This window comes from Methanobrevibacter sp. (assembly GCF_045541095.1).
GTDB lineage: Archaea > Methanobacteriota > Methanobacteria > Methanobacteriales > Methanobacteriaceae > Methanocatella.
This window is the reverse complement of sequence record NZ_JAZQIJ010000011.1, coordinates 1-3569: the sequence shown is the minus strand read 5'-3', so window position 1 is coordinate 3569 and position 3569 is coordinate 1. Positions and strand designations below refer to the sequence as shown.

Sequence of the window (3569 nt, the reverse complement as noted above, 5' to 3'; positions counted from 1 at the left end):
CAATCTTAACCTTACTTCCCTGTCCTTTTGCTTTTAACAATTTCTTATAATCAGAAAATTTGCTCTTTGGCACCTTTATCGTTGCTTTGGAATTAATGTTTAAAAATACAATTTCTCCCACTGTTTTCAACTCTGTTGACTTTATTGTAATATTCTTTAATTTTTTACAACCCGAAAATGCAGCTCTTTCAATTGCCCTTACTTTTGATGGAATTGTTATACTTGTTAAACTTCTACATCCGGAAAATGCACCATCTCCAATTGTCCTTACTTTTGATGGGATTTTTATACTTTTTAATTTAGCGCAATTTAAAAATGCACCTGCTCCAATTGTTATTGCACCTACCGGAATTTCTATGTTTGTTAAACTGCTGCAATAACTAAAAGTATAGTCTTCAATTACTTTTACTTTTGATGGGATTTTTATTTTTTTCAAACTGCTACAATAACTGAATGCACCCCCACCAATGTCCTTTACACTAGATGGTATTTTTATATTATTTAAACTACTGCAATAAGCGAATGCAGCATCACCAATCGTCTTTACACCTGATGGTATTTCTATATTTTTTAAACTACTGCAATAACTGAATGCCTCATCACCAATCGCCTTTACACCTGATGGTATTTTTATGCTTGTTAAACTACTACAACCATAAAATACTGAAGCATTGATATTCTTTATACTCGTTGGAATCTTTACACTTGTTAAATTATCGCAAGAAGCAAAAGCCCCTTCACCAATTACTTTTACACTGGATGGAATTTCTACACCCGTTAAATTTTCATTTGTCCAAAATGCATGATGACCAATGGCCTTTACGCTTGATGGAATCTTCACATCCCCCGTACATTTTCTTCCATCTAGTAGAATACCGTTTATAATTACAAGTGGATTTTCCATTTGTTTTAATTGTAACCATTGTGTAAACTCAAATGCTCTATCACCGATTGTTTCTACACTTGATGGAATGGTTACATTTGCCAAACTATCACAACCATAAAATGCAAATTCATCAATTGTCTTTACGCCTGATGGAATTTCTATGCTTGTCAAACTATCATTCCATGAAAATGCCCAATCACCAATGGTCTTTACGCCCGATGCGATTTTTACGCTTGTAAGATTATCACAACTACTAAAAGCTTTTTCGCAAATCGTCTTTACACTTGATGGTATTTCTATACCTGTTAAGTTAATCGCACCGTCAAATGCACCCTTACCAATTGTCTTTACATTCGATGAAATTTTCACATCTCCGACACAGAATATACCGTCTATTAAAATGTCATTTACAATTACAAGTGTGTTCTCTTCCTGTTTCGCCATTAACCATTTTGTATTCAAAAATACATCTTCATCAAAATTCTTTAAAGTTGATGGAATTGATATGCTTCCCAAACTGCTGCAATTATAAAACGCCATCTTGCCAATGCTCTTTACACTTGATGGAATTGTTATACTTTCCAAACTACTGCAGTCAGAAAATGCTTCCTCGCCAATACTCTTTACTTTTGATGGGATTTTTATACTTTTCAGGCTAGAACATCCACTAAATGTACCTTTACTGATTTCCTTTACACCCGATGGAATTGTTATACTTTCTAAACTGCTACACTCATAAAATGCATCATCACCGATTGCAGTTACCGATGATGAAATTTTGACACTTTTCAGGCTATGACATCCTTCAAATGTACCCTCACTGATTTTCTTTACACCTGATGGGATTTCTATGCTTTCCAAGCTTTTGCACACATAAAATGCATGACTGCCAATCGTCTTTACACTTGATGGAATCTTTATAGTTTTCAGATTAATACAAGCTTCAAATGCGTTATCACCAATTGATTCTACACCTGATGAAATTTTCACGCTTTTTATGGCATTACAGCCCGCAAAAGCACTAGTACCAATCTCCTTTACACTTGACGGAATTGTTATGTTTTTTAGTTTTTTACAATCATCAAATGCACACTTTCCAATTTTATTGACAGTTGAAGGAATGTTTATACTTGTCAAATTCTTACAATACGCAAATGCAAAATTGCCAATCACCTTGACACCGGATGGAATTGTTACAGTTTTCAATTTCTTGCAATTAGAAAATGCTTCATCACGAATTTCCTCGACACCGGATGGAATCACCACATTTACCGGTGTTCCCTTACATTTTACTAAAATACCGTCTTCAATGACTAATTCATAACTACTTTTAGCTTTGGTTTCACTTTCAGACTGTAAACTCCCTGTCTCCGCCGCTAATACATTCACGCCATTTCCCATAACCAATGTTATTATCATGATTATAGCTATTATTCGTTTCATCAAAAAATCCCCCTCTTTCTCTTGCTTTTTGTGTATATTATAGAATATTATGTGAATTTGCACAACTGAAATTATGCTATCTTGCTTTTGTGACAGTTGAATAAGTTGCAATTCAGACATCAGCCAAGCTGATGCCTGAATTGCAACGGGTCTTGATTTACCTGTAGCATTTTTGTCGTTGGCTATTCAAATAACATGTTATCAAAATTATGCAGCATCCACTCTGTCATTTTCTTGTTTATTTCGTAAAGTTCCTTATACTTTTCTTGTTCTGAGAACCACGCTGTTGATATAAGCTGATTTGTAATAACGACATACGGAATTGCTTTCCATTCGTTCTCTGAAAGTTTTACAACTTCATCATATCCATACATTATATTTTTATATATCACAATCCATTGATTCAATTTCTCTGTATTATCAGCCTCAAAACTTTCCGATAATATTGCCGTAGCCGCATAACAAGGATCATAAATTCTAATATTTCTTTCACTAAGGTCAAAATCAAGCCCCCCCAATTGTCATTACTTAGAATAAGATTCCCTGGGTTGGGGTCGCGGTGAATGATTTGTTGTGGTAATGATTCATATATCTCGCCAAATTTCTTTTCGTACATTTCAATGAAGCTCTTAGACAAATCCATTTTTAATTTACCTTCTGCTGTTTTTATAGGTGTAGCAGTTGATAATCCTACACTTTCAATTGCCTGTGATAGTGAAATATGTTTCTCTACCTTTCCCAAATTAGGCGAGAATTTGATAATATAATTATCTCCTACATAACATGCTGTTTCGCTTACATTACCTGTTTCGGCATATACAACATCAGTCAGTTTTTCATTCTCTAATCCCCAATTCTTTAAAACATCTTTTATTTTTTTGTGAGATACCATTATGTGTTCCTCCTTAAACAGATTAATTCTGTAGGGTTTCTTTTTCTTGCTCATATTAAGGAATTCTGTCGGTGTATATCCGAATTCACGAACAAAAGCCTTATAAAATCCTGCTTGTGTTTCAAACCCATAAACCAATGCCACTACTATCATTTTCTTTCCACAGTGCATATCGTACAATGCATGAAGTAATCTTCGCCTTGTGATATATTGCATCACAGGCATACCGACCGCACTTTGAAACACTCTATAAAAATGAAACATGGAAAATCCAGCCATTTCACTTAATTCTTTCGCCGTGATCTCGGTTTTTAGATTATCCTCAATATAATCAATAGATTTTTGAAT

2 protein-coding genes are annotated in these 3569 nt (G+C 34.3%); both read right to left on the bottom strand.

Going from position 1 to position 3569, the window contains the following annotated elements; genetic code table 11:
* Positions 1-2329: leucine-rich repeat domain-containing protein (locus ACKI2P_RS00430; protein WP_407374178.1), on the bottom strand; the 2329-nt coding region annotated here is incomplete at its 3' end.
* Positions 2330-2732: 403 nt separating this feature from the next.
* Positions 2733-3569, bottom strand: an 837-nt coding sequence (locus ACKI2P_RS00425) for a helix-turn-helix domain-containing protein (protein ID WP_407374177.1), incomplete at its 5' end; no start/stop codon positions are given.